The sequence below is a fragment of the Chlamydiifrater volucris genome, assembly GCF_902806995.1.
In the GTDB taxonomy this organism is placed as follows: Bacteria; Chlamydiota; Chlamydiia; order Chlamydiales; family Chlamydiaceae; genus Chlamydiifrater; species Chlamydiifrater volucris.
Genome location: NZ_LR777654.1, coordinates 688,325 through 711,805, shown reverse-complemented (window position 1 = coordinate 711,805; position 23,481 = coordinate 688,325). Strand labels below are relative to the sequence as shown.

Sequence of the window (23,481 nt, the reverse complement as noted above, 5' to 3'; positions counted from 1 at the left end):
GTTTTGGATTTTACTTTGTTCGTGGAGTGTGGTTTTGAGTAAGAATATACAGATTAGTGGTTTATGTTTTTTCTTGATAGATTTTTATTTGTGCCCCTAGTTTTCGGTATTCGTAGGCGTCTTGATAAGAGAATATTGGTTATTATTAGGTTAGGAGTTATTCCCATAAAATCCATCTATTTTTCTTATTATGAGTATATGTTTGGGTGGCGTATTTAAGCTGTCGAAATCAAATCCGAGAGCTTGGTTTTGCAACCGATAGTCCTCTATTTTCCAACAGAAAGGTTTAAGTGTATTTGTGTCTTAAATAAGAGTACAAAAACAGCTGGAAAAGTTTTCTCTAAGATTGTAAAAGTCTGCAAAACCATAGAGGATAGTTGATAATTCGGAAGCCTCTTGTGGCGGGAAAGAAAGTAGTTTTTCTTGTGCTGATATTTTGTTTTTCGGAATACAAATTTTTTTCATAATGGATAAGATGAGACTATAAACATGTTCTACCACGGACCAGGGGACGATTTTTTCGGATCTATCACTGCGCAGGATGAAAGGTTCTCCGAGAGGGTTTTTCAGCAAGTTGCACAGGGTGAGGAAAGTAGCTCTGGATGAGAATACTGCAAGTAAGGGGGGCATCTTGTCTGTCAGGGTTAGCTGTTCTCCTTGGGGGACAAGTATACGCAATTTGAGAAAAGTTGATTCCAAAGACTCTCTAAAAAATCCACAGGTTGTATTGCCTCTAGAAACAAACAGACAGCTTATGGATTTTTCTTCAGAAGGAGTGACGGAAGGAGTTTTCCAACACACTGTAACGGCTCGTGTTAACGCGTTTGTCATTCCTGATTTGATTACTTTGTCCATAGATAAGTAGATCCCAAGACAGGACGTGGGGTGAGGTTCATTGGGGAGGCGCACAGCATCTCCAATTCCTAATTTATCAATGAGAAGAAGAACATCAACAGCTCCTAAATGTCTCTGTTGAATAGCGCTTTCAAGTATTGGCAAAGACAAGGCTTCACTAAGAGATTTTTTCTCAGTGTATTCTAAAAGTTTTTCAGTTTGTCGTATCAGGGGAGGTTTTCTGCAAGAGAAAAGATCCTTAATGCAAGTGCAGGTGGAACACACATGATTAGGATCCTTATTGATATTTTGAGGGCATGGTATGAGAGCTTTTTCCTCTATCTTTCTTTCCAAAACTGTGTCTAAAAATAATGTGATAATGCTGGAAGCTCCGCAGGGTTGTTTAGATAATGTCGGAAAATCAGAGCCTTCTGTTGTGGAGGTTGAAGGGCCTTGCTTAGGTTCTTCTTCGGCTTTTCTCTTTCTACTCGATTTGGTTGCTGAGCTTGAGCTGCTTCCCGATGCTTCGGATAAATCTTCACAAGCGGTGACAACAATATCGTATTGATTTGCAGACAGATGGGAGTTATTTTTCATCAGGACCCCTAAAGATATTTTAGATGCTGTTAGAGCTCTAGCTATTACTTGGTAGCTAAATCCTAAAGAAAACATAGACTCAATTTGCGAACACAGGATCTTATGTTCAATGTTTTCCAGACACTCTCTAGAAATTAGCCAGAGTATACGACGGAAGTTGTTGTTAATTTGCTCTTTGAGAGGTGTTGGCTGCGTCATTGGTATTGAGCTAGGTGGGCTGCTGGGTGGGCTTGGAGCACTCATTTTTATTTTGGGTCGGTTAAGTTAAGAAATTTTGCTCGAACTTTCAGGGCTGTGATAATATCCTCCAGTCAGCAGGAGAATTTCTACTTGATAGTATGGATAGATATATAATTTTTAGCTGCAAATTCCTGTAAAGCTTCGAACAGAACATAGGCCATTTCTTTTGGAAAACCCAATTCTTGAGTTTTACCTCTGGAAGCTTTGTTAGAGACGACATTTAGTTTCCACCTCGGGTTTATCGCTAGGACAAGGCTATATAGGTGTAGGAGTGTTTTTTGCGTAATGGTAGGTTCTTGCAGAACTGTTGATAGGTAGGGGAGAGCTTCTTTGCAATCTTTCAGGATATGTAATGTGATTAGAGTTAATAAACTATAAAATTTAACGTTTGATGTGGTCATGGTTCCCTTTTGTCGTTTTGAAACCTTCTCTCCACTCTTTTGTAAAAGCTGAAGCTCTAGGAGTGAGAAATATTGGCTGATGGACTGTAGATTGATGGTTTCTAGGCCTTTATCCGTCAGTACTGTCATGGACAATTCTTCTTTTTCTTTGAAAGTTAGAGAGAGACGAGGGTATTGTTTCCAAATATTGTAGATGATTTTTGTTAAAGGTTCTTCGAGCCCTCCTAAGATAGCTCTTTCCGTGGACAGATATAGATCTGTAGTGGATGCAGGATTTGCTTTCCCAGGTAGACGCATATCTTCCCCAATGCCGCATAGAGATATTAGGTAGGCTAAGTCAAGAGGTGAGAACATTCCTTGATCAAATAATTTTTCAAATGTTCTATTCAAGGGTAGTTGTTGAAGAGAGGAAGCTATTGTTTCTTTACTCGTGTATTTAAGGAGTATATGAAATTGTTTTATCATTTCCACTTTGTCTTGATAAAATAGTCGTTTAGCAAAGAAGCAGAATGAGCAAACGTGTTGGGGATCAATATCTTTGCTGCTGTTAGGGCAGCGTATGTTTGGATTCGCTTCGCGTCCTTTATTAAGAAGGACCATTTCTAGTAAGAAAATAAGAGATTGTTGGGAGACACGTTCCGAAGGGCTTTGAGACGATTCTTTCTGCGTGGAGTATTCCATTTGTAGCGGTTGGATTTTAGAATCTCCCTCTGATAGTTTGGGAGAAGGCTCTCTTTGTTGCAGTGAGAGTGCTTCGTATTCTGTTACTGTAGATAGTAGTGCGCTTTCTTCTGGTAATAGGACGTTTTGGGGAATTTCTGGTGGTGTTCTGGGGCAAACTATGTTGTTTCGTTCAGAGAAGGTTTCTCGTTTCTTGGAAATTATAGAACACTCTTCTTTAGAAAATCTGATTTCTTCTGGAGAGCCGAAACATAATTTGTTAGTGGGGGGGACTATCTTCCATTTGTCATTGGAGGACAATATTAATCCCATCACATGACGTACTGTTTTCCATGGAACGGCTTTTTCGTTAAAACTGGTAGTGGCAACGAAAGGAGCTCCTTGAGGAGAATTTTTGATGATTTGTAGGGTGCCCATTACTAGTTCAGCTAGAAATGATGAGTAAGAGTGAGACATGAAGCGAAGAGTTTTTTTACCTCCTAAAAATAATCTACATTGTAATAAAGATGTAAAAGACGGCAAAAATACTGAGGTAGAGAGCATACTGATAGTACCCTCTTCGCTGATAGCTGTTACGGTAGCTTCTGCTCCTGATGGGAGTATCGCAGAATCCCAAAGTTGGATAATTAAGGAGGTTAATGGGTGGCTGGTTCCCAGAGACACAACGTTTTTTGTGGCTTGATAAAGGTTTAGTAGTTTAGAAGAAGATGTTTTCCCTGGTTTACGGAAAAATGCTTCTGCTTCGCATCGATTGACAAGATGGGAAGTTTCTAGGTGAGAAAAGTAAGGAATCTCCCGTATATCTGAAAGCTTACCTTCTTCGTAAAGTTTTAAGAGAGCTCTTAGGACTGTTCTTGGGCTTGTTTTGTGCATAAGTTGTTTTAGTTGAAACGCTAATGATCTTCTATCATTTTTGATGAGAGTTTTGATCGGCGAGCACAGTTCACAAAGATGTTCACTCTCGTTTTCATCAGGATTTTTTTCTGGGCACACAACGGAGTAAGAATCCAATGCAACGTCCTTATTGATTAATATTGTTGACAGGAGAAAATTTAGAGGTTGTTCTTTGATAGGTTCTCTGCCTGTTTCCTCGATTGTGGAAAGCACTCCAGAAGAAATCGCTTCGGATTGTTGAAGTTCTGCATAGAGAACACGTCTTTTTTTCAGAGGAAGGAGAGATTCTCTTTTGGGATCTCTTTCTTTTGTCGTTATCTGGGTTTCAATTTGTTGAGATGAAGAGCTACTTCCAGAAGCCTCTAACAAGTCCTTGCAGCTGGACAATACTAGACTGAACTCTTTAGTGGTTAAAGACTTGTTTTCTCCTAATAATGTTTTTATGGATATTTTAGACACCACCAGTGCCTGAGATATTTGTTGTAAACTAAACCCTTCCTTTTGCAGAGAAGTGATTTGACTTTGCAGAAGACTGGGTCTGTATTCAGCAATTTGTGTTTGGACAATCTTTTGTATGGTTTCGAAGGTTTCTTGTATTTTTTCCTTTATTGAGGAAGGAGAAGATTCTTCTACTCGCGTTTTGGATTGAGATTCGAAAGGATTGGAGATACTCATTGTTATTTCAGGTGGTGCTAAGGATGCTTAATAGGGAAACGTGGTGGGCGCTGAGGCGCCATGCTTTGTTGTGCATCAGTACTGTTTTAGTTGCTGTTTCGAAAATGGACTTTTTCCCGGCAAGAAAATTTTATTTCGTTTGAGAAATCTCTTTAGGCATGGTAGTACTTCGCTTATTTCCTCTTGGGAAAAAGATAGCTCTTGGGAGGATACTGGAGATATTCTGCTGGGTAAAACGACAGTCTTCCAAGATTCGTTTGAAGATAGGATAATGCTAAAGATGTGTACCACAACTTTCCAAGGGAAGACCCATCCTAAAGGGGATAAAACTTGATAGGGAACGGCTAGAGGAGAGTGGGCGAAAGCTTTTAATGTACAAATAGTAGCTTTTGCTACAAACCTCGCTGTTGAATCCGACATCGAGGAGATAGTTACCCCCCGAGTAGCTCTTGATTCTTTTTTCAAGAAATAGCGTTGTGCAAAGGAAGTAAAGATGGGCAGCAATGTAGGGATATCGCACGGACCAAGGTTCTCATCGTCGCGTAGGACCAGGATGGAGAATTTCTCTTCATCTTTTTCAGAAAGTAAGGAGCGAGAGGTTTTCCACACTTCTAGAATAGCTGATGTGAGAGGCTCTTGTAATCCTGAAGAAATTACTTTTTCCATCGCGTAATATAGTTCCGCTTGGGAGGCAGGGTTGAGTGCTCCGGGAACACACACTTCGTCTCCGATATCACAGTTTCTTAGTAGGAGAGCTAATTCGACGTTTGATAAAGAGTGGCGTTCTCCAAGGGTTTGTAATTTAATATCAGAAAACAAATGCATTAAGGCTCGCACTAGTTTTTCTTTGGAAGTATACATAAGAAGCCTCTCCAATTGCGTCATAAGGAGAGATGATCTTCTCTGTAATACACGTTTTGCTAATATACATTGATGACATACGTGTTGAACTGTTTCAGAGGTCATTTGTGGACAATTGATATGTAGCACTCGTCTTCCTCTACTTTCTATAACGAAGTCTATAAGAAATGATAAGGCAGTAACCTCTTGAGATTGAGATAGTATTATGTCGGTAGTAGCTTCTGTATCGGATGGTTCTGGTTCTTGCATTTGTTCTGTATGTGTGGTGACGTCTTCTGTATGACGAATTTTATGTTTTCTTTTTCCGGAGATTACTTCTTGTTCCGATTCTTTCTCTTGTGGTTTAGTAAGGGTATCTTCTTCTCTCGTGAGTGGTGGAGAGGTAGCAACTAGAGCGCCAGCAGATCTTTTTCTTGTTTGCTTTTCGGGGGGCGAGAGGAAAAGTTGGCTTTGAGGCTTTTTGATGTCGTTAACTGTAATAAAATTTTTTATAGATTGAATCGTCTCGGGTAAATCTTCTTCGGGTAGAGATAATATTTGGATGGGAGTTTCAGAAAGTACGGTAGGGAGTACTTCTACCTTCCATATGGAATTCGTTGCCAGTATGAGGCTGTATATATGTTGCATAGTGCTCCTGGGGATGGCAGGGGCTCCCGAACTTGTTAAAACCAAGTGAGGGGATCCTAGGGGAGAATTTATTAGTGCTTGTGAGGATAGTGCTGTCAGATTAGATACAAAATTTGCGTATGATGGATGTAGGAGGGCCGATTTGTCTTTTCTTCTTCCTCTATAACAAGCTCTTAATGTTAATGATTCTAAGGTCGGTACAAGCGATGACGGGGAAAAAGGAACACATTGGCCACTTTTTTCTTGGACTAAAAGTTTATGCAAACTTTTCACTGGAGAATAAGAATTCCACAATGTTTTGAGAGTTGTTGTCAGAGGATGGTTAGGTCCTGCTTTGATAACATCTTCTATTGACTGGTAGATAGAGATTTGGGTTGCAGGGTTTTTTGTTTCAGGCAGACATATCTCATCTCCCAGATCGCATCTGGAGGCAATATGAGCTATTTCTAGTCTAGAGAATTCGTCTTTTTCACTTAGTGGAGGGAGTTGCTTTTCCTCAAGGAGAGAGGCTAATGTTTCAAGTAAGACGTCCCTCGGCGTGAGGACAAGTAGGGTAAATAATTGCTCTAATAAGGAGGTATTTGTTTGCGATGATAGCATTCGATTAGCTAGTGTGCATAAAGAGCATACATGTTTTTTCTTTCCTTCTCGTCGAGGACAAGGAATGATATAGGGGGGATCAGACTCTTTTTGTAGGGCAACAGCATCCATAACAAGGGAAAGCTGGGCCAGTGTTTTTTCTCGACCTTTTAGGAGGGGTATTTTATCTTCCGTATGTGGAGAAGGGGGAGATTGGGGCTTCTCTGGTTCAGGACTTTGTGCAGGGGTAAAGAATACTTGCCAAGTTTTTCTTTTTTTGAAAGGGAGGAGGGGTGGCTCGGTTATCTGAGTGATTTTTTCTGTAGCAACGGACTCTTTAATATGACAAAGCAAATCTCCTTCAGGGCGAGATTCAAGTTCTTCGGGGATTTCTAAGAGAGAAGTTGACGGAGGTGGTAAGGATGCATGAATAGAGCTTCCGGAAGCTTCTGACAGGTCCTGACAGCTGAATAACACTTTGTAGTACTGCTCTTCTGTTAGAGCAGTATTTTGTGTTATTATTGTTCTTAAATAAATCCCGGAAACCGCCAGAGCTCTAGCTATCAAAGAAGTACTAAATCCCTTTGCAGTCATAGAAAATAGTTGGCTTCTGAGAGCCTCTTTTTCGGGAGTAATGTCCGGAGAAAGGGGAAAGAAAGGAGGGTTTAATGTCATTTCCTGAATTAATTGTGCATTTACTGCTATCTGCTCTCTTATGGACAAGGGGACAGGTGTATGTCGTTCCGAATGTTCTGATCCAAAAGATTTAGAAATGCTCATGGCTTAACCAGCTGGATGATTGGATTTAGACATAGATTCGGTGGGAAAGCTCCCTAAGAGACTCTTCGTGGAGAGTAGAGATCCCTGAGAAGTCAAGGCCCGTATAGTGAAAGCATCTATTGGCGAACAAGAACCAAAAAAATCCGCAGAAGGTAGGCTCAATTGAGATTTTTGTTTCAATTTTTTTGTTGAGTAAAGTAGTAGAAGGTTTACTTTCTGATTATACAATCTACGGATTATGATGGTCATTATGCGTCTAGTCAATTAAGAGTATTTTCTAACGAATACTTGGAACTATAAGCATTTATTCATCTTCCTCACCTTTGGGTTGATTTTTTGCAACACTGAAGTGACTGCTTCCGGCTAGAAAGAACTTATTGATTCTGGCAAATTTTAAAAGTTTTTCATACAACACATTGGCTTCTTCTTCAGGGAAGAAAAACTCTTCCAGTTCTTCCATGGGGAGTTTGCATGGTGCAACAACTACTCTGCGTACAGGATTTGACAAAAGGATCAAGCAGTAGATGTGCTCCAGGACACTTTCGGGTAGAACCGGTCCTTGGGGAGATTGATTGAGAAAGGGTATCCCCAAAGAAGAATCTCTTAGCGCCTTAGTGGTGAATAAAGACAAATTTATGACGAATCTCAGGTAAGGGGTGGGTATGTGATCTAGGATTTTTCTCCTTTTTTGAAGTTTTTTTAAGCACTGAGAAAAAAGTCGTTGATGTACCAAGGACAATTTTGACTTTAGATAGTCATAGGTGCAATTTTGAACTGAACCATCAGATTTCATAATGGGGGTGTACAGTAGATCTTTCTGTTTGGAATAAGTAAGTGGAAGATCTTCTTCCCATATTTCTAGAATAGCTTGAGTTAGTGGAGAGCCTATCCCTTGTTGAATGACTTTACTTAATGCGCAATATAGTTCCACTTGAGATCCTGGGTTGAGTTGGTGAAGGTCGCATACCTCGTTCCCGATGCCGCAGTGTTTAATAATGCACGCCAATTCAAAGTTAGAGAAGTTCTTCTTCTTATGTAGGTTCGTTAAACTTTCTGGAGAGAATAGGTCTGTTAGAGATTGTAACAATTTTTCTTTGGTTGTGTACTCCAGAAGTTTTTCTAATTGTTTAACGAGCTGAGAGCGTCTTTCAGCTAATACTTGATAAGCGAGTAGACATAGGAAACAAGTGCTTCCGTAGGAGTGTTCTGTTATTTTAGGACATTTTATAAGCACATATTCTTGATCTTTGTTCTGAAGGACAGAATCTAGCAAAAGCTGTAGAGACTCGGAAATTTTCTTGGTTTCTTCTTTTCCGTGTGTTTCTTTAGCAAAGGATGGGGGTGTTTCTGTGTGTCGAGTTTTTTGGGCATGTTTTTTAGAGGCGACTCGTTCTTCGCTCTCCTGCAGCTCCTCACCTTCTTCTTGGGTTAGAGAAATGGCTTTTGCAAGCATATGTTGCACTCTTTGGATGTCTATAGTTTCGGAGGTTTGAGCTTTTGGTTTTGCCCTCATGGGTAGCTCCCTAAAGTATGGGATCCGCGTTGGTTGGGCACTGTTGAGAGTAATGAATTTTCTTAGTCCAGGAAGCAGCTCGTGAATAGAATCTTCGGGGAGAGATAAAGTTTCTTTTGCTCCAAAAGCTATTTTACAAGGAGTGACCTCTACTTTCCAAGAAGGATGTGCTGATAAAATTAATCCATATACATGTTTCAGTATTTGTTTAGGAATAACAGTGTCTCCAGACGGCGTTTGCGTTAAAAAAGCTGCTCCCAAAGAGGAATTTTTGAGAGCTTGTAACGAACTCAAGGTCAAATCTGATAACATTTTAGAAAAAGTAGGGGACATTCCGTGCTGACACCCTTTTCTCCCCTTTGACTGCGATCGTCTTTGCGTGATGGAAGAAAATATAGGAGATAAATAATCGATGGTGGCACGTACTAAACTTTTATCACCTTCTTCAATAAGTATAGGCTCTTCTCTTGGAAACACGGGACTATCGGATTCCCAAAGTTCTTTGATAGTTCGTGTTAAAGGGTGGTTTAATCCAGAGCGAATAACAGATTCCATAGTTCGATAAAGGTCTACTTCTTCTGAGGGGTTTTTTTGATTGGGAAGTTTTATTTCTTCTCCTATTCGGCATTCAAAACTTATGTAGGCAAGCTCCAAATGTGAGAAGGACATTTTAGTTTCGGAGAAAAAGAGTTCCTTTTTTTCTACAAGATCGACAAAAGCCTTTAATAGGATTTCTTTTGATGTATGCTCAAGAAGAGCTTCAGTTTGCTGTAACAAGTGGCTTTTTCTTAGACGGATTAAACTAAAAGTTAATTTACATGTGGGGCAGGTATGTTTTTCATTTGATCCCCTATATGGGCACTTAACAAATAAAGATCCTTGTTTCCCTTTATTTATTAGAACAGTATCTAGGAGAACTTTGAGTGAGGCGGAAAGTTCTTCCATCTGTTTTGAAATTTGTTGTGTTGTGGATGGCTCACTTTCTACTGCTGTCTCCATAAATAGTAGTCTCCATGTTTTTCTTTTCTTCAATGGGACAGGAGGAGCTTCTTTAGGTTCTTCTTCACCTTCTTTTCCGAGGGGTGGTTCAGAAATTTGAGGTGGGGAGGGGGAGAGTGATGGCATAGGTTGTAAGTCTCTGCTTCCCGATGCCTCGGATAGATCCCTGCAGCTGGCAAGGACAAGGTCATATTGAGATTTCGAGAGAGCTTTTCCTTCTTTAACTATGGTTTGTAAATAGATATTTGAGATAGCCATAGCTCTAGCGAGTTGTGAGATAGAGACTCCTTTGGCCATAATGGAGAACATTTGTCCTCGTAGGATCTCTCTATTAGGATCGTAATCTACAGGTTTTGGGAGAAAGGTAGGATTTCTCGCTAAATCTTTAATGATTTCTAAATTTAGAGAGATACGATCCTCTAAGGATAGTGGTAGAAGTGCTTTTTGGGGGTCATGGGTTTTAGAAACGCTCATAGTTGTTTTTTACTTTTTCCAGGTGCTTGGAGAAAATTCGTTTGTTAGGTCTCTTCATAAGGGCTTTCTTTGGAAGAAAATGCACTCCTCCCAGGCAAGTGAATTCCATTTACAGATGTGAAACGTTTTATCAAGGGAAGAAATTGTTTTTTCACTTCTCCTGGTAGAGAGAGTTCTTCTCTAACTTCATGGGAGGCTTGGCAAGGAAGGATGGAGACTTTCCATTTAGGATTTGTTAGCAGTATCAAAGAATATATATGTTCGACAACGCTCCAAGGAAAAGCAGGGCCTTCGGGAGATGATGTCAAGAATGATTTTCCTTGTGCAGAAAGTCTTAAGGATTCTAGGGTGCACAAAGTCAGCTTGGCGAGAAAAGTTGAGAGGTTAGGAGTCATAAAAGGTAATCGTCGCCCCTTGACTTCTTTGCCTCTTGATGTTCTTGCAGAATAGCAGAAAGAAATACTGGAGAAGATTGGTGCAAACATTTTTGGAGTGATCTTTTGCAATATTCCTTCATTATTAATAATTAAAACAGTCAGTTTAGATACGGTTTTAGAGGAAGTAACCTTTTCAGATGTCCTCCATACATCTCTTACTGCTAGCGTCAGAGGGGAACGTAATCCAGCATCAATGATATTGGATAAAGATTCGTAGAACTTAAGTTGAGAAGCCGGGTTTGCATAGTTTGGCAAGCATATTTCATCACCTATTTTACATAGGTCTATGATGCGCGCCAATTCTATATTAGATAAACACTGTTTGGCGGACAGAAGGTTTGCAATACCGAGCCCAAAAAGTTTTATCAAAGCGTCTATGAGCCGTCCCTGCTCAGTATATTTAAGGAGAGTTTCCAACTGTCTAACGAGAAGTGTTGATCGTCTTCCAGTCAGATTATAAGCTAGAAGGCATAGTGAGCAAAAATGGCTTTTACCCAGAACTTCTGAAGATCTGGGGCATTTTATACATAACCCTTCTCCACATTGGATAGTGTCTAGTAAGATTGTGAGTTGTCTTTGCGTCTCTGCAGTATTTGCTAAAAGGGTAAGTTCTTTATGCGCCTCTTGTAAGGTAGTTTCTTCTACATGACTTTCACCTGGAAGTTGTTGAGGAACTTCTTGTAAAACAGGAAGGGTTAAATGTCGTGTTTTTTCTTTTCTTTTTTTGGGTTCTTTTGCATCGGTGGATTTTTGTTTTTTTGGTGGAGGAACTTGAGATGGTTCCTCAGGATCCGAATAAGTTTCTGTTTCCCCGATTTCTTCTGGTGTTCCTGAAGAAAGGCTTTTTTCTTTCTCCTTATAGACGAGGGGCGGTATGGAAGGTGGTTGTGGAACAGAACCACTACCCGAAGACTCACTTAAATCGTGACAACTTGATAGGACTTTTTGATACTCTGTTTCTGTTAAAGAAAGATTTTTGTGCATTAGAGTCTTCAGGTATATTCCTGATACTGAGAGAGCTTGAGCAATGATCTTTGGGCTGTAACCAAGGTTAGACATGAAAAATATTTGGTCTCTCAACCCTGCGCTCTCAGGGCTTCTGGGGACAGGGACAACAACCTGACCAACGATCTCTGCGATAAGTTGAAGATTTATAGCCGCCTGTTCTCTTAGAGAAGGGAGAGTTTCTTTGATTTCTGACTGTTTGGTCGTCGAAGGCTTAGAGACGCTCATAATGTCAAAAAAAGTGGGAGTTTCTAAGATAAAGAGACAGGGATCAAAATTGGTAGCGATTTATGATCGATAGGAACTTCCAGAGGGGGGGAGATTAGTATGTCTAGGGTAAAGCCTTTCCTAAATTCCTGTTGGCAGTCAGTGTAGCTTGCGCGAAGCTATTGTGTGTGAACAGGTTGGCATATTTAATTTTTTTCTCAAAGACAATCTTTTCGCTTTATTGCTTTTTCCATTTTGGATCTTTGGGTCTTATAGGAATCATTATTTGAGGTGGTTTTGAGATGGAGAATACAGAAAACTTCTTACAGTTTGTTTAATCCTCCTCCTCTGATTCCTCTTCTGTTTTAGTTTTTGTAAAGATACTTCTTCCTGGGAGAAAGATTTTGTTAATTCCAGTAAATCTTTGCAATGCAGGTAGAATTTCGGAAATTTCTTCTTGGGAAAAAGAGAGATCTTGTGCTGTTCTGGGTGATATTTTACTTGCTAGGACGGCGACTTTCCATGCCGTACTTGAGGAAAGAATAACACCGTAAACATGTTCTATGGTTTGCCATAGAAAAGAGGCTCCTTCGGAGGAAGGGACAATATAAGGAAGTCCTAGGGGAGAGTTTTCAAGAGCTTTCAGTGTGTATAACGTGAGTTTAGCAATAAACGCTGAGTGTTTTTTAGACATTGTGTTGAAGAGTTTTCCTCTGGTAATTAGCGTTCCTCTGCGTTCAAAGTAGCGATGTGGCACGTGAGTAAACAGTGGTTGTAGTACAGACTTTTGGCAGACTTTTACACTACCATCCTCGTACTTTGCTAGAACAGTCGGATGTTCCTTGCTTTTTATGGGAGAAAGAGGAGGAGAGGTTTTCCATATCTCCAGGATGCTCTTTGTCAAAGGGTCACATAGTCCAGAAGAAGAAACTTTTTCTACAGTAAAATACATATCCGCTAGCCTAGCAGGGTTTTGGTTTCCCGGAAGAGCGACTTCATCACCTATCTTGCAGTCCCTTAATATGTAAGCGAGTTCAATATTAGAGAGAAAGACGCGCTCAGAGAGTTCTGTCAAGATGTTAATAGAAAACAAATTCATGAGAGCATTTATCAGAGTTTCTTTTGTTGTATAGGAAAGAAGTCTCTCTAGTTGCTTTATGAGAAGAGGAGCTTTTCTACGAAGAATTTGTTTGGTCAAAACGCATAAGGAACATGTGTGTCCTACTTCGGAGCTACTGGGACAATCGACAGATGATACTCTTCGTCCTTTGTTCAGAGAAATAAAATCTAACAAAAAAGACAGCGCAGTTAAGGCTTCTTCTTTGGATATGCTAGCGGATGGTTCATGTAGAGGAGAAGATATTGGCGTTTGACTGGGAGAAACTTGTTCGACTTCCTCTTGCTCTACGTGTCGGATTTTTCTTTTTCTCTTTTGGGATTTTTGCTTCCCCTCGATAGCATGAAGCGACGATTCAGGACTTTTTTGCTCCCCAATATCCTCAAGACCAACTAGATGTAATTCTTTGATTTTGACAATGCTGTTAACTACGATGAAATTTTTGAAAGAAGGAAGTATTAAAGATAAATCTTTTGAAAGCAGAGCTAACGTTTGTTTAGGCGTCACTGACAGAGCGCTAGGTAGTACCTCTATTCTCCATGATCCATGAGAGGCTAATATGAGGCTGTATACATGTTCCGTCACACCTTTTCGAATAGCAGGATATTGAAATGCAGTAGGGGTCAGAAAGGCAGAGCCCAGGGGTGATGTTTTCAACGCTTGTAGGGAGCGTATAGTTGCTTCAGCTACAAAATTTGCATAAAAAGGTCCTAAAGGAGTCCGTAGTTCTTTTTTTGTTACTGCAGAAAATCGTCTTTGAGTCAGTGAAGAAAAGGTGTTTATAAGTGAGGATGAAGAGATAACTTGGAACTTATTATCACCTTCCTCGACAAGGACAGAAAGATCTTTCTCTGCCACGGGCTGGAATGATTCCCACAAAGTTTTTATTGTTTGGGTTAGGGAGCTTTTTAAGCCATCTTTGATTACCTTTTCCATGCTCATATAGATTCCTGCTTCTTCAGCAGGGTTTTTCTCTCCCGGTAGACACAATGCATCACCTACCTTGCATTGGAAAATAAGGTAAGCCATTTCAAGTCTAGAGAATTGTGTCTTGTCATACAGAGGTGTTACTTTTTTTTCGGTAATTAGTGTGGATAGAGCTTCAAGAAGATTTTCCTTTGTTGTGTGTATAAGCAATGTTTCTATTTGTTTCAGTAAGACGGAGCTTTTTTTTGATGAGAGCACATGATGAGCTAGCATGCATAAGGGGCACACGTGTTTGCGATCGACTCCTTTTTTGGGGCATATCACTTCAAAAGGAGGTTTCTTTTTCGCTTTTCCTATGACGGTATCTAACACAATGTTTAGCGAGGATATCATGGGGGATACAAGAGATTTTGTGTCTTTGGAGGTTATTATGGTAGATTGCATTTTTCCTTGTTGCTCGTACTCCGAAAGAAAGGATAGTCGCCATGTCTTACGTTTTTTCAGCGGTAGCATTTCGATTAATCTTTGTTCTGAGGAAGTTCTCTCGAGAACGCAAGGCATTTCCATCGCTGATGAAGAAGTTTCCCCAAAAGGAGGCCGTCCTTTTTCTTGAGTCTCTAGTGTTTCAGAAGCTTCTAATTCAGGAGCCGATGCTGGAGGTAGAAGAGTAGGTTGGGAAGAACTGCTTCCTGAAGATTCTGACAGATCACGGCATCTATCAATGACCATTTGGTACTGACTTTCTGTTAGTGCTGTATTTTGTTTTAATATAGTCTTCATATAAATTTCGGAAACAACCATGGCTTCGGATATCAATGAGTAAGAGTAGCCTCGTGCCGCTATGGAGAAGAGTTGACTACGAAGAACTTCTTTCTCAGCATTGAAAGTGGAGGGGATGGGGACAAAGGGTGGTTTTTCGACAATTTCTCTTATAAGTCGGGTATTGAGCTGGATTCGTTCGCTGAGAGGTAATGAAGTTCTTCGTTCTTGTGAGGATTTTATTTCGAAAGATCTAGAGATACTCATGATAGAACTAACTCAAGATATTACTTATTACTTTTTTGTATGATCAGAATGTATGATAAAAACCTTCTAGGTGTTTCTGCGTCTAAAGAAGCAGAGATCATAGAGAAGAACAAAGAAAAAACTGATAAAAAAGGACTGAAAGCTTGTTAGTTTTTTCAGAATGCTAATAAATAACTCGTCTCTTTTGTACCACCAAGGTCTTTGACGTTTGTTATATTGGTATTTTTGGTGCAAATCTTTAGCTTTTCTGATTTTTTATCCCTCTTCGCTCTCTATGGGTAAATTTTTCGCTAGGCTGAAAGGACTGTTTCCAGCCAAGAAGAACCGGTTGGTTCTAGCAAATTTCAGAAGATGGGAATGTGCTATGGCGGTTTCCTCTTCAGATAATGAGAATTCTTCGATTTTTTCGGGAGACACCTTACTTGGAAGAGCAACCACTTTGCGTATAGGATTTGCTAGAAGTATCAGACTATATATGTGTTCCAAAGCATTTTCGCGCAAAACGGGCCCTTGGGGAGACTTTTCTAGAAAAGGAGTTCCTGAAGGAGAATCTTTAAGAGCTTTGGCGGTGAACAGAGATAAGTATGTCACAAACCTCAAGTAGGCAGAGGGCATGCATTCTAAATATCTTCTTCTGCGCATTCCTTCCGTTGTTTTGGAGAACATTCGTTGTGCTGTTGGTCGAAGTTTGTTTTCTAGGAGTTCATGCGTGCATTTATAAACAGAACCATCCGCCTTTATAATAGGAACGTACAGCAGATCTTGACGCTTAGTGTAGGTGAGAGGAACTGAAGAGTCCCATATTTCCATGATAGATTGGGCTAAAGGAGAGTGTAATCCACAGCTGATGGCTTCGTTTAGTGCACAGTAAAGGTCTACTTGGGATCCTGGGTTTAGCTTTCCTGGGCAGCATATCTCGTCCCCGATATCACATGATTTGATAATACATGCTATTTCAAAGTTAGAAAATTTCTCTTTACTAGAAAGATTTTTTAGAGATTTTGTGGAAAATAAGTTTATCAATGATTGCACTAATTTTTCTTTGGTTGTGTATTCCATAATCGCCTCTAACTGTTTGATAAAGGGTTCATGTTGTTGATTTAAAATTTGTGTAGCTAGAATGCATAATGAGCAGGAGCTTCCATAAATATGGTTACTAACCTTTGGGCATTCTGCTTCGACAAGCTGTTCTTTACCCTTGTTTTTGAGGATAGAGTCCAACAAAAACAACAAAGGCTCAGACATTTCTTCAGAGCCTTCTTCTGACCTTGGTGAAGATCGCCCTTCTTCGCTGATTTCTTCAGTGCGAAATGCCGATGGTGAAGAAGTTTCTAGAGGCAATGTTTCTCGTAATCCTTTCTCTGTAGATTCTTCTTCGCTTCCTTCGAACCCTTCAGATGCTGGTTGAGGTTGCGCCTGAAGGGTTTTTGCAACAAGTTGTTTTATTTTGCCCTGATCTATAGTCTGAGAGGGAGCGGATTTGGGCGGACGTCTTGTAGATAAATCTCCAAAGTAATTGATTCTGCTTTTCTGTATATTGTTAAGTTCTATGAATTTTCTTATTGCGGGAAGGAGTTCTTCAACTGCTGCCTCTGGAAGAGAAAACATTTCTCTAGCTCCAATGGATATTTTGCAAGGAACAGCCTCTACTTTCCATGTAGGATGGCTTACAAGAATTAGTGCATATATATGTCTCAATATATGCCTGGGGACGGCCTTGTCTCCTGATGGAGTCTGTACTAAGTAAGGAAGGCATAGTATAGAGTTTTTGAATGCTTGTAGGGATGTCATGGTCAGTCTGGACAAGAGTTTGACAAAAGAGAGGGAGAGTCCTTGTTGTCGTTCTAATCTTTGTTTTGAATATGCACGTTTTTGGGTCAGTCCAAGGAATATGGGATGCAACATTTGAGGGGATAGACATAAGGTTGTCTTATCGTGCTCCTCGATTAAGATAGTTTTTTCTAGAGGATACACAGGTTTATCAGCCTCCCAAAGTTGCTTAATGAGACTTGTTAATGTTCCTCCAACACCTTCTTTGATAACAGCCGACATAGCCCGGTAAAGATCCACCTCTTCGGTGGGATCTTTTTGTCCTGTAATTCTCATTGCTTCCCCTATTCCACAGTCTGCAGCAATGTAGGCGAGTTCCAAATGAGAAATCCCTTTTTTTTTCTTTTGAAAAAGAGAGTTCTCCTTTTTCCAACAAATTTGTTAATACTCTCAATAAATCTTCCTTTGATACATGCATGAGGAGAGTATGTAGCTGTTGCAATACGCGAGAGTCTTCTGTGGTAGACAAATCTGCGGTCAACGTACAGACGGAACAGATATGTTGTTGTTCGGATCCTCTACGAGGGCAAGGAATGCGAAGGATTTGTTCTTCATTTTGGCTTTCTATGGCCGTGTCCAAAAGCACTTGTAAGGACATGGATATTTCTTCCCTTTGTCTTAGTGCTTGTTGATCATCTGAAGGTTCTGTTTCTTTCTCTTTCTCGAACAATACTCGCCACGTTTTTCTCTTTTTCAGCGGAATGGGATTGGCTTTTTTTTCTTCTTCTTCTTCACTTTTTCTTCTAAGAGATAGTTCAGAAATCTGTGGCAAAGGAGGTTGCATCGGAGGTGCAGCTTGTGAGGATCCACTTCCTGATGCTTCTTCGAGATCTTTGCAGGTGGCAAGGACAAGCTCATATTGAGAACATGTAAGAGCCGATCTTTCGGAGAGCATGGTTCTCAGATAAACATCGGAAACAGCCATGGCCTTGGCCAATTGAGAAAGGGAAAATCCTTTTGCTACTACAGAGAGTACTTGCCCCCGAAGAATTTCTATGTCGGGATCATGATCTGGAGGCTTTGGGAAGAAAGTAGGGCATTTTGCTAGATCCTTGATAATTTCTAGGTTAGCTAATATGCGCTCTTCTAAGGACGGTTGTGAAATTGTTTGTTGGGGAGTTTCGTGGGTTTTGGAAATGCTCATTGTGGGTTTTTAGTTGTTTTTTGGTGGTGACAAGGTGCAAGAAGGTAGTCGGTAAAATCTCTAGGTGTAAGGCTATCCTTTTTAATTTGCGTAGTTTCTGGGAGAATGTTGCTTTGAGAAATGAGAAGCCTTTTCAGATAAGATTTCATGCATGGCAGTAGCAGGGGTAGAAAATCAACTGTGCTACCTGAAAGCAAGGACAGAAATAGAGTTCCTATTGGCATAGAGCTGTAAATTTTGAAATAGAGATCCTCCTTGTTCTCTTGGAAACCCTAGCTCCTGTAATTTACCAAGAGAAGCTTTGCAACCAGTGATAGATACTTTCTGCGCAGGATTTATAGCTAATATCAAGCTACAAACGTGCTGAACGAGTTCCCAAGGAACGGCTAGCCCTGCTGGAGAGTTCGTGAGATAGGGTCTTGCTTCGTTGAAACTTAAGAGGTCCTGTAGGGTAAACAAAACCAAAGATCCAAAAAAGTTTATGTGAGCCTTGTCCATAGATTTTCTGTATCTTCTCACTACCTTCCCTTCGCATTTTTGGAAAGTTTGTAATTCAAGCGTAGAAAAACAATTCATGATTTCCGATTTGGATAAAAGTTTTAGAGAATTACTTTTGAGGGTTAGCACAGTAAGTTTTCCTTTCTCTCGGACAAATTTTGAGGGTTCAGGAATGGTGTGCTTCCATAAATTGTTTATAAGGACTGTCATGGGATTCTCAAGTCCTTCAAGAACAATTTTCTCTATGGAATAATATAGACCTGTCATTATTGCTGGATTGCTTTTTCCAGGGAGTTGCATAGCTTCTCCAATTTTACAAATAAAAATAATATAACTTAGATCTAAAGGTGACAGAACTTCTTGCTCGAACAAAGTGTAAATAGTCCTATTAAAGGGTAGCTTTAATATAGCATTAGCTAGATCATTTTTTGTGGTGTGCGCCAGAAGGACTTCCAGTTGAGCAACTATAAGCAGCCTCTTCCTATGAAAGAGTATTTTAGCCAAGAAACATAAAGAGCATATATGGTGTAGACTATTTTCTGAAGTGCTTCTGGGACAGTGTATTTTTGGAGAGGCTCGTTGTTTGTTGATTAGTACCATTTCCAGGAGAAATAACAAAGTTTGAAGGTGAGAAGATTTTTGTCTAAAAGAGGCAGAGCTTAATTCTTTACAGGGAGCTTGTTTCGTTTCTGTTGATGGTTCTGTATGGTGCGTTTTTTTTCGATGCTTAAGTGAAGTGGAAATAGATGCTGTCTGAGGGCTCTCCGAGGAGCTTTCGGAGGGAGTGTGTGTGACGGGGACTTGTCTTTGTGTCAGAGAAGAATTTAGGAGACAACTCTCTTTGGGTAGTCCTCCTACAAATGGAATAGGTTGAGCTATTTGTGGTAGAAGTATTCGGTTGGTTTCCACGAACATTTTTTGTTTCTGGGAGGCGATTTCCAGATCTTCTTTGCGAAATCTGAGATCTTCAGATGCGCCTATGCTTAATCTGCAACAAGGCACTTCAGGAAACCAATCTGAAGCGGATGCTAATATTAAACCCAGGGTATGGTTTACAGCTCTCCATAAGATGGCTTTTTTCTTGAACGGGGTTTCCACTACGTAACTTTCGTTTTGAGGGGAGTTTATTATTGCATGTAAGGTAGTCATAGTTGTCTTGGCCAGAAATATAGAAAAATAGATGGAGAACGGCCTAAGGCTTAAAGTGCCTCCCGAAAATAATTTCCTTTGGTTGAGGGAAGAAAACGTAGGCAAGAAAAGTGGAACAGAAAGGACGCTGGGATTTCCATTACTGTCGGCAGCCAGTATTATATCTGGTGTCTTCAGTTTTGTTTGAGATCCCCACAATTGCATGATAAATTTTGTCAGAGGGGCTTCGATTCCCATGGACGCGACATCTTTCGCGATTTGATAAACATTTAATAATTCCAGGGAAACTTTCTTTTCCTCAAGGCCCAGCTTGTTTTCTAATTTGCATTTAATAGCTAAGTAGCCTGCTTCCAGATTAGATAATGCGAGACCCTTTTGTAAGTTTTTTACCTTCCCTTCATGGATTAAGTCCATCGTTGCCTTTGTCAAATCTTCTACGCAAACTTCCCCCACCAGTTGTTCTAGTTGAAAGATTAGGTGATGGTTTCCCTGATTAATAATATTTTTTGTTAGAGAACATATCGTGCATTGGTGGGTCACTACTAGTTCACGGCTTGCCTCCGGGCAATAAACAGGATAGGGAGCTTTTGTATTTTTGTTATCTCGTATCGTTTTTAAGAGAAATTGTAAGGACGAAGACAATGCTTCTTCTGATCGTTTCTTTTTAACCGAAGGTTCTCCTGTTGTGATTACGGGAGCTCCTATTTTCTCTACTTGTTTGAGGGGTCTTTTCTTTAAAGGTAATCGAGATGGGGGAAGCTCTTGTGGAGGTTCAGGGCGTTCTTCTGAAGTCATTTTTTGTGATGAAGTGCCACTGCCTGAAGATTCTGTCAGGTCTTTGCAAGTGGACATTATGAGTTTGATCTCTGCCGTTGTTAAGGATCTATTTTCCCTAAGGAGAGTCTTTAACGATACCTTGGCAATAACCATGGATTGTGATATCAAAGGGAGTTCGAATCCCTCATGGATTAGAGAGTTGATCTGTGCATGTATAAGCCCAGAAGCGAATCCCTTGGCGTGTTGCGTCTGGATTATTTCCTGAATAGCGGATAGAGTCTCTCGTATTTTCTCTTCTATGGAAAGGGCAGATTGTTGTTCCGTTTGTTTTTCTGATGGAGATTTAGCGGGTTTAGAAATGCTCATAGTACGATATATGTGTTAAGTACTAAAAATTAGTTGTTTGACAACGGATTGTAGGTTGTATTTTCATTCGGTATTGGGGGTGGGAATTGCGGATGCTTCGTATTTCTTTATTTTTCACCATGTTTTCTATTTAGACGTTATAGGCTAATATTGCATTACTCTACCCGGTATAGGGATAGGACATAGAATGCTTCTCTGAAAACTTCAGTAAATTCTGGAATAGAGGAGTAGCGACCTCTTCTTGTAGACTCAATTCTTGCGAATCACCAAGGGAAGCTTTGCAAAGGGTTATAGATAGTTTCCAGGTAGGGTTTATGGATAGCATTAAACCACATACGTGTTGAGCGAGTTCCCAAGGAACTGCTGGTCCTTCAGGAGAGTCAACAAGATAAGATTTGGCTTCTTCAAAATCTATAAGAGCATGTAATGTCGACGAGGCCAAGGTGCTAAAGAACTTCACATAAGGCTTACCCATTGACCCCTTCTGTTTTCTTATCATTTTCTCCTTGTATCTTTGGAAAAACTGTATCTCAAGGCCGGAGAAAAGGTCAGATAACTGCCGTAGAGATAGTGATTGTAAGGCGCCATCTTTGAAGATCCTTACAGGAAACGTATTTTTTTTGCGAATAGACTGCACAACCTCTGGAGTAGTTTGTTCCCACAAATTGCTTATAAGGGTTGTTGTGGGATTTGAAGGTCCCTCAAGGATAAGCTTCTCTGTGGAGTAGTACAGATCAATCAAATCCGTAGGGTTTCTTTTGCCCGGTAGTTGCATAGCTTCTCCGATTTTGCATTTGGCAACGATATAGACAAGGTCCAATGGTAGTAAAAGTTCCTGCTCAGAAAGAGTGAGAATGGTTCTACCGAGCGGCAAATTCATCATAGTGTCAACTAGAGCAGTTTCCGTCGTATGCTGTAGGAGGATTTCGATTTGGTTTACTATACGAAGTCTCCTTTTGCAGAAAAGAATTTTGGTTAGGAAGCACAATGGGCATATGTGATGTAGGCTGCCTCCAGAGGAGTCATTGGGGCAGGGTATGATCGGGTCGATCTTTCGTTGTTTATTGAGAACAATCATTTTCAACAAAAACGCTACGGATTGGCGTTGAAGGAGTTCTTCTTGCGTTGGGGAAGATGATGCAGGTCCTGATTCTTCGCTAGGGGCATGTCCCATTCCCGCTGTTGTTAATTCTACATGGTGCGTTTTCTGTTGGTGCTTGAGTGGAGTAGAGGAAGCAGGTGGTGTTGCTGGGGGGGCTTCTTCCAGCGTTGCAGGGGCAGCCTGTGTAGCGAGTGTTGTCCCATGGATTGAGGAAGAATTTAAAAGGAGGCTTTCTACAGGTAGATTTTCTACGGAGGGCAGAGATTGAGCCATTCGTGTCTGTAGTATTTGGTTGGTTCTTATGAATGATTGTTGGCTTTGGGAAACAATGTTAAGATCTTCGCTAGGAAACCTAAGATCTTCAGGCACACCAAAATTAAGTTTGCTACTGGGTGTTTCAAGATGCCAATCCGAAGACGATGCCAGTATTAATCCTAAAACATGGTTCACAGTTCTCCATAAGATAGCTTTTTTCCCAAATCGGGTTGTTGTTACATAAAGTTCATTTTGAGGAGAGCTTATTATTGCGTGTAAGGTAGCCATCGTTAGTTCAGACAGGAACAAGGATAGGTAAATAGATAAGGGTCTAGCGCTTGAAGAGCCTCCAGCAAAAAATCTTCGTTGGTGGAGGGCAGAGAACGTAGGCAAGAAAAGTGGGATAGAAAGCAAGCTTGCATTTCCCTTATCGTCGGCAGCCAATATTGTTTGCGCTGGTGTCAATTTTTCTGGAGAGTTCCATAGTTGGATTACAAATTTTGTCAGAGGATGATTGATTCCCATGGATGCAACATCTTTCGTTGCTTGGTAGATGGCGAGTAATTTCTGGGAGATGGGTCTGTCTGCGAGAAATAATTTATTCTCTAATCTACATTTAACAACTAGATGGGCTGCTTCCAAATAAGATAGTCTAGACCCCTTTTGCAAGCTTGTAATTTTCCCGCTGTTAATTAATTCCACAGCTGCTTTTACCACATCTTGTAAATGGGCGTGTTCTGTAAGTTGTTCCATCTGAAAGATTAGGTAATGATTTTGTTCTTCAATAATATTTTTTGTTAAAGAACATATTTCGCATCGGTGCATCGCTGCCTGTTCACGGCTTGCTTCTGGACAATAAACTGGGTAAGGAACTTTTTGATACCTGTTTTCTCGTATTGTTGTTAGTAGGAATTGCAAAGATTTAGCAAGAGACTCTTCTTCGGAATGTTTTTTCTTTGGTGGAGGTGCTTCTGCCGGCACTTCAACAACTTCGAATTGCTCTAAGTGCTTAAGAGGTCTCTTTTTCAGGGGTAGGCGAGGGGACTCTTGAGGCGTTTGAGGTTTTTCTTCGGAAAGGATTTGTTGCGATGAGGAGCTACTGCCTGAAGCTTCTGTTAAGTCTTTGCAGCTAGACAATACGAGATTGAGTTCTGCTGCTGTTAGAGAGCGATTTTCTTTGAGAAGGGTCTTCAGCGATATGTTGGTAACAACTATGGCCTGAGCTATTAAAGGCATACCAAACCCTTTACTGACTAGAGAGTGAATTTGACTGTGTATAAGTCCAGAAGCAAGTCCTGTAACATGTTGCGTTTGGATTATTTCCTGAATAGTATTGAGAGTCTCTTGTATTTTTTCTGCGATGGAAGGTGTGGTTTGTTCTGCTGGTTTTTCCAGTGGAGTTTTAGGGGATGTGGATATACTCATTGTGCTATGCAGGTACTGCTGAGGTGTTAAGGGAAAAGGGATATAGGTAAGCTGTAGATTC

11 protein-coding genes are annotated in these 23,481 nt (G+C 40.4%); all 11 read right to left on the bottom strand.

The window, feature by feature from the left end; translation table 11 throughout:
• Nucleotides 1-303: 303 nt before the first annotated feature.
• The 11 genes from KJA62_RS03000 to KJA62_RS02950 all read right to left on the bottom strand — a co-directional run bounded on the left by KJA62_RS03000 (nt 304) and on the right by KJA62_RS02950 (nt 23,420).
• Nucleotides 304-1,674: a hypothetical protein gene (locus KJA62_RS03000; RefSeq protein ID WP_213318546.1), complete on the bottom strand. Its 1,371-nt coding sequence runs from the start codon at nt 1,672-1,674 to the stop codon at nt 304-306.
• Nucleotides 1,675-1,757: 83 nt separating this feature from the next.
• Nucleotides 1,758-4,322 (bottom strand): hypothetical protein, encoded by a 2,565-nt coding sequence (locus KJA62_RS02995; protein ID WP_213318545.1) that lies wholly within the window; start codon nt 4,320-4,322, stop codon nt 1,758-1,760.
• A gap of 75 nt (nt 4,323-4,397) precedes the next feature.
• Entirely contained in the window at nt 4,398-7,169 is a 2,772-nt protein-coding gene (locus KJA62_RS02990) for a hypothetical protein (RefSeq protein ID WP_213318544.1), read from the bottom strand.
• A gap of 3 nt (nt 7,170-7,172) precedes the next feature.
• Nucleotides 7,173-7,418 (bottom strand): hypothetical protein, encoded by a 246-nt coding sequence (locus KJA62_RS02985; protein WP_213318543.1) that lies wholly within the window; start codon nt 7,416-7,418, stop codon nt 7,173-7,175.
• A gap of 55 nt (nt 7,419-7,473) precedes the next feature.
• On the bottom strand, nt 7,474-10,155 hold the full coding sequence (locus KJA62_RS02980; RefSeq protein WP_213318542.1) for a hypothetical protein: 2,682 nt from the start codon (nt 10,153-10,155) through the stop codon (nt 7,474-7,476).
• 44 nt (nt 10,156-10,199) lie between these two features.
• The gene (locus KJA62_RS02975) at nt 10,200-11,825 is read right to left on the bottom strand and encodes a hypothetical protein (RefSeq protein ID WP_213318541.1); all 1,626 of its coding nucleotides are present in this window, start codon (nt 11,823-11,825) and stop codon (nt 10,200-10,202) included.
• Between the two features lie 313 nt (nt 11,826-12,138).
• Nucleotides 12,139-14,874 carry a hypothetical protein gene (locus tag KJA62_RS02970; protein ID WP_213318540.1) on the bottom strand — a complete coding sequence of 912 codons (2,736 nt, stop codon included), beginning with the start codon at nt 14,872-14,874 and terminating at the stop codon, nt 12,139-12,141.
• Between the two features lie 255 nt (nt 14,875-15,129).
• Nucleotides 15,130-16,980, bottom strand: coding sequence for a hypothetical protein (locus tag KJA62_RS02965; protein ID WP_213318539.1), 1,851 nt, complete (start codon nt 16,978-16,980; stop codon nt 15,130-15,132).
• Nucleotides 16,874-17,848: a hypothetical protein gene (locus KJA62_RS02960; RefSeq protein WP_213318538.1), complete on the bottom strand. Its 975-nt coding sequence runs from the start codon at nt 17,846-17,848 to the stop codon at nt 16,874-16,876. The genes KJA62_RS02965 and KJA62_RS02960 overlap by 107 nt, the downstream gene beginning before the upstream one ends.
• Before the next feature lie 183 nt (nt 17,849-18,031).
• Complete coding sequence (locus KJA62_RS02955; protein ID WP_213318537.1) at nt 18,032-20,638, bottom strand: hypothetical protein; 2,607 nt, start codon at nt 20,636-20,638, stop codon at nt 18,032-18,034.
• A 160-nt stretch (nt 20,639-20,798) separates the two neighbouring features.
• Nucleotides 20,799-23,420, bottom strand: a complete 2,622-nt coding sequence (locus tag KJA62_RS02950; RefSeq protein WP_213318536.1) for a hypothetical protein — start codon at nt 23,418-23,420, stop codon at nt 20,799-20,801.
• Nucleotides 23,421-23,481 lie beyond the last annotated feature (61 nt).